We start from the raw sequence: 5228 nt of genomic DNA, 5'->3' as shown, positions 1-5228 counted from the left end.
CTTCGCCCTTATCCGCCCTACGCTTGGCTGCGGAGGTTGCGTAGGGCGGATAAGCGAAGCGCATCCGCCGTAACCAGGGTTCGACGATCCTGAGCGAAGAAAGTCCGCCGCAACCCAAACTAAAGCATCAAACACCAAAGAAGATTTTAGGAACCCACTTTGAAAAAACTGCAAGCCATTCGAGGAATGAACGACCTGCTGCCGGATGAGAGCGGACAGTGGCAGTACCTGGAAAATACCCTCAAGTCCATCCTCCAGCAATACAGCTATCGGGAAATCCGTTTCCCGATCGTCGAGAGCACCGAGCTGTTCAAGCGCTCCATCGGTGAAGTGACCGACATTGTGGAGAAGGAAATGTACACCTTCGATGACCGCAATGGCGATAGTCTCACGCTGCGGCCCGAAGGTACCGCCTCCTGTGTGCGCGCCTGTGAACAGCATGGCCTGTTGTACAACCAGACCCAGCGGCTCTGGTACATGGGCCCCATGTTCCGCCACGAGCGTCCGCAGAAAGGCCGCTACCGTCAGTTTCACCAACTGGGGGTCGAAGTGTTCGGCATGACCGGGCCGGATATTGATGCCGAAGTATTGCTGCTCAGTGCGCGCATGCTGCGCGCGCTGGGTGTGGCCGACCAGGTCACGCTGCAGTTGAACAGCCTGGGCAGCAGCGAGGCTCGCGCCGCCTATAAAACCGCGCTGGTGGACTATCTGAGCCAGTACCGCGAGCAATTGGATGAAGACAGTCAGCGTCGCCTGACGTCCAACCCCCTGCGTATTCTGGACAGCAAGAACCCCGACACCCAGAAAATTCTGGATGGTGCGCCGGTACTGCTTGAGCATCTCGACGAAGCGTCTGCCGCCCATTTCGAGCACCTCAAAGCCATGCTGACCGAAGCCGGTGTTCCCTTTGAGGTCAACCCCCGTCTGGTACGAGGGCTTGATTACTATGGGAAAACCGCTTTTGAGTGGGTGACCGACGCCCTGGGCGCCCAGGGTACGGTATGCGCCGGTGGCCGCTATGACGGGTTGGTCGAGCAACTGGGTGGTAAGCCCACGCCGGCCATCGGGTTTGGTATTGGCCTCGAGCGCCTGCTGTTGCTGCTTCAGGCCACCGGGCAACTGCCCGAGGGCCTTGATCGTCGCACTCAGGTCTATCTTGTGGCGGTGGGTGAGGTACAATCCTCGGCCATGCGTTCGGCCGAACGGTTGCGCGATGCGCTGCCGGGGCTGCAGTTGCTGGCCCACTGCGGGGGCGGCAGCTTCAAGAGCCAGATGAAAAAGGCGGACAAAAGCGGCGCCGACATTGCGTTGATTCTGGGGGAGGACGAAGCCCGTAACGGCCAACTCTCACTCAAGTATCTGCGTGAGGATCGGCCCCAGGAAACACTGTCGCTGGACCAGACTATCGAGCAGCTACGGGCCTACTGGCCCGCGCTGAGCAACCTCTGAAACGAATTTTGACAATAACAGGAGTACAACGTGAGCGATCATCTGACTGAAGAAGAACAGCTTGAGGCCCTCAAGCGGTGGTGGAAGGAAAATGGCAAATGGATTGTGACCGCCGTGGTGATTGCGGTGGGCGGCTATTTTGGCTGGAATACCTACCAGGACCAGCAGCAGGCCAAGGCCGAAGCGGGCTCGGCGATATATTCTGAACTGTTGGAAACTTTGGCGGTCGAGGAAGGCAGCGCCGTTTCGGAAGACGATCGTGCGCGGGCCGGCGAGCTTGTTGAACAGCTCAAAACCGAGCATGCCAACAGTGCCTACGGCGCAAATGCGGCGCTGATTCGCGCCCGCTGGGCCGTCGATGAGGGTGACCTGGAAACCGCTGAAAGTGAGTTGCGCTGGGTTCTGGAACAGGAAACCGCGGAGGCAATCCAGCAGCTGGCTCGCCTGCGGTTGGCCCGGGTTCTGTCAGCTCGCGGACAACTCGATGACGCGCTGGCGACCCTGGAGGCTGGCACTCCCGCCGACAGCATTGCGGCCGAATACGCCGAAGCTCGCGGGGACATTCTGAGCGAGCAGGGTGACAACGACGGGGCGGCTCAGGCCTACCAGAGCGCACTGGACTCGCTTGACGCGCAGCAACAGAACCGCGTTCTGCTGCTGCAGATGAAACTGGATAATGTACAACCGGCCACGGCGGACGATACGTCGGGCTCCGAGGAGAATGCTTCATGAGGTTATGCGCAGTAGCGCTTTGTGCTTTGCTGTTTTCCGGCTGTGCGCTGTTTTCGAAAGAAGACGGTACAGAGCCGGTGGAACTGGTGGATTTCGAACCGACGGCGGAGCTGGACATTGTCTGGCGGAGCGGCGTCGGTTCGGGCACCGACAAGGCCGTGGTCAAGTTGCAGCCAGCTCTTGATGGCGACCGGATTTACGCGGCTGATGCCAAGGGTCGCGTGTTCGCCTTCAATCGCGCCAACGGCAAGCGCCTCTGGCGTCAGAAAACCGATGATGCCATTACCGGCGGCGTGAGCAGCAATGCCGGCGTGCTGCTCTACGGCACGGGCAACGGCGAGGTGGTCGCCCTGGCCAATGAGGACGGTAAGGAGCTGTGGCGCACCGCGTTGAGCAGTGAAGTGATTTCCGTTCCCCAGACCAATGGCACTGTGGTGGCCGCCCAGACCATGGATGGCCGACTGCACGCGCTGGATGCCGAGACTGGAGAAACCCGCTGGGCATACGATAGCCCGCCTCCGGTGCTGACGCTGCGGGGTACTGCTTCGCCGCTCATGACGGATTCGGCGGTGATTGCCGGCTTCGCCACGGGCAAGGTGATGGCTTTCAACCCGGATAATGGCCTGGTCCTCTGGGAGCGCCGCGTGGCTCTGCCGCAAGGTCGCTCCGAGATTGAACGCATGGTTGACGTGGATGCTTCTCCGCTGCTGCACGAAGGGGTGGTGTTTGCCGCGTCTTTTCAGGGCAACGTGACTGCTTTGGGCCGCAACAATGGCCGGCCCGTGTGGAGTCAGGAGGCCTCGACCCATAAGGATTTGTCCGCTGAAGGTCGCACTCTGTACCTCTCCGAGGCCGACAGTGTGGTCAAGGCCTTCAGTACCGCGACGGGTGAAATGCGCTGGCAGAACGATCAGTTGCTGCGCCGCCTCATCAATGGCCCCCAGGTCGTTGGTGACTACCTGGCGGTGGGGGATTATGACGGCTACCTGCATCTGCTCAAGCGCGATGATGGCAGCTTCGCCGCCCGCCGCCGCCTTGATCGGGGCGGTATTTCCGGCACCATGGTCACCGATGGCGACACCCTGTATGTGCAGACCGATGGCGGACGCCTGGTAGCACTTGAGGTCAAGCCTCGGGATTGATAGTTCCCTCGTTAACTGCCTCGCCGCCGACCTCCTGACCGGGGTTTCGGCGGCGATCTCGTTTATGGCTGTATAAAAAGTCCCCAATCCGCTATCCTAGGCGCCTTTGCGTTCTACCGATCTTCGATGCCTCCATTATGATTCCAGTTATTGCCCTGGTGGGCCGCCCCAATGTGGGCAAATCCACGCTGTTCAACCGTCTGACCCAATCCCGGGATGCGCTCGTGGCGAATTACGCCGGGCTGACCCGCGACCGGAAATACGGTGAAGGGCAGGCGGAAGGCCGCCGTTTTATGGTGATTGATACCGGCGGTATCAGCGGCGAGGAAGAGGGCATCGATAGCGCCATGGCGGGCCAGTCCCTGCAGGCGATTCAGGAAGCGGACATTGTGCTGTTTATTCTGGATGCCCGGGCCGGACTGACCGCGGCGGATGAAATGATCGCCCGGCATCTGCGGGTGCAGAACAAAAAGACCTATCTGGTCGCCAACAAGATTGACGGTGTAGACCCGGACCTGGCCCTGGCGCCGTTCTATGAGTTGGGGCTGGGCGAGATTTTCCCGACCACGGCCACCCATGGCCGGGGCGTCAAGTCCATGATGTCCGATGTGGTGGCCGAGCTGCCGGTTGAGGAAGTGGTACCGGCCCCGACCAATCAAGGCATCAAGATCGCGGTGGTGGGCCGGCCCAATGTGGGTAAATCCACGCTGGTCAACCGGATGCTTGGTGAGGATCGGGTGGTGGTCTATGATCAACCGGGTACCACCCGGGATAGCGTCTATATTCATTACGAGCGGTTTGAAAAGCACTATACCCTGATCGACACCGCCGGCGTTCGCCGGCGCAAAAACGTGTCCGAGTCGGTCGAGAAGTTCTCGATCGTGAAAACCCTCCAGGCCATTGACGATGCTCACGTCGCCATTCTGGTGATGGACGCCAGTGAAGGCGTGGTGGATCAGGACCTGCACCTGATGGGCAACGTCCTTGATGCCGGTCGAGGGCTGGTGATTGCTCTGAACAAGTGGGATGGTCTGGACGATGGCCACAAGCAATATGTGCGCAACGAACTCGAGCGCCGGTTGCGCTTTGTGGACTTTGCCAAAATCCATTTTATTTCCGCCTTGCATGGCACCGGGGTAGGGCACTTGTATGAATCCGTAGAGGGTGCCTACAAGTCCGCCACGGACAAGTTCTCCACGAATTTCCTGACCCGCATCCTGCAGGATGCGGTGCGCGAGCATCAGCCTCCCATGGTGCAGGGGCGCCGTATCAAACTGCGCTACGCTCACCCCGGTGGCCACAATCCGCCCATTGTGGTGATTCACGGCAATCAGACCGAGGCGGTGCCCAGTCACTACGCGCGCTATCTGGAAAAGACCTTTCGCCAGGTTCTGAAGCTCGAGGGAACGCCGGTACGGATCGAGTTCAAATCCAGCGAAAACCCCTTCGCCGGACGCCCCTCCAAACCCAAAAACCAGGGCGGGCGAGGGCCGGGTAACCGCGGTCCGGGCAGTAAAGGCGCCAAAGGCAAGTCGCCCTCAGGCCCCGGAAAAGAGCGCAAGGCGCCGCGTGGTCGACGCCCTTGATGCGTGCGGCGTGACATCATTCCCGGGGTAGACGAATGAGTAACCTGCTTCTGATTCTGGCGTGTCTTGGTATCGGTCTGCTATTGCAGCGATCGAGCCGGATGCCCCGGGATGCGGCCAGTGCGCTCAATCTCTACGTCTTGTATGTCGCGCTGCCGGCAATGATCCTCACCGAAATTCCCAAACTGACCCTGGATCAACGGGCGCTGTTGCCGGTGATCAGTACCTGGGTGGTGATGGCATCGACCGCCGCACTGGTCTGGCTGACGGCGCGCGGGTTCGGCTGGTCCCGTTCGGTGACCGGCGCCTTGATGCTGGT

General features: G+C 60.4%; 5 protein-coding genes. All 5 read left to right on the top strand.

All coding sequences use genetic code 11. The features are described 5' to 3' along the window. Positions 1 to 159 precede the first annotated feature (159 nt). Entirely contained in the window at positions 160 to 1449 is a 1290-nt protein-coding gene (gene hisS / locus B3187_RS12000; RefSeq protein WP_123637127.1) for a histidine--tRNA ligase, read from the top strand. A 30-nt stretch (positions 1450 to 1479) separates the two neighbouring features. Further along, positions 1480 to 2181, top strand: coding sequence for a YfgM family protein (locus B3187_RS11995; protein ID WP_024459865.1), 702 nt, complete (start codon positions 1480 to 1482; stop codon positions 2179 to 2181). Beyond that, a complete protein-coding gene (gene bamB, locus B3187_RS11990; protein ID WP_286806692.1) occupies positions 2178 to 3323 on the top strand; it encodes an outer membrane protein assembly factor BamB in 1146 nt (381 codons plus the stop codon). The genes B3187_RS11995 and bamB overlap by 4 nt, the downstream gene beginning before the upstream one ends. Before the next feature lie 137 nt (positions 3324 to 3460). Continuing rightward, positions 3461 to 4909, top strand: coding sequence for a ribosome biogenesis GTPase Der (der, locus tag B3187_RS11985; protein WP_024459867.1), 1449 nt, complete (start codon positions 3461 to 3463; stop codon positions 4907 to 4909). A 35-nt stretch (positions 4910 to 4944) separates the two neighbouring features. Beyond that, a partial coding sequence (locus B3187_RS11980; protein WP_349678199.1) for an AEC family transporter occupies positions 4945 to 5228 on the top strand: 284 nt, incomplete at its 3' end.

Source organism: Marinimicrobium sp. UBA4209 (assembly GCF_002381585.1).
GTDB lineage: Bacteria > Pseudomonadota > Gammaproteobacteria > Pseudomonadales > Cellvibrionaceae > Marinimicrobium > Marinimicrobium koreense.
Note: the sequence above shows the minus strand (reverse complement) of the source record. Positions and strands in the feature narration are given on the sequence as shown.

Coding starts and splice junctions, on each gene's coding strand:
- bamB (WP_286806692.1), top strand. CDS start 2,178: ATGAGGTTATGCGCAGTAGCGCTTTGTGCTTTGCTGTTTTCCGGCTGT.
- der (WP_024459867.1), top strand. CDS start 3,461: ATGATTCCAGTTATTGCCCTGGTGGGCCGCCCCAATGTGGGCAAATCC.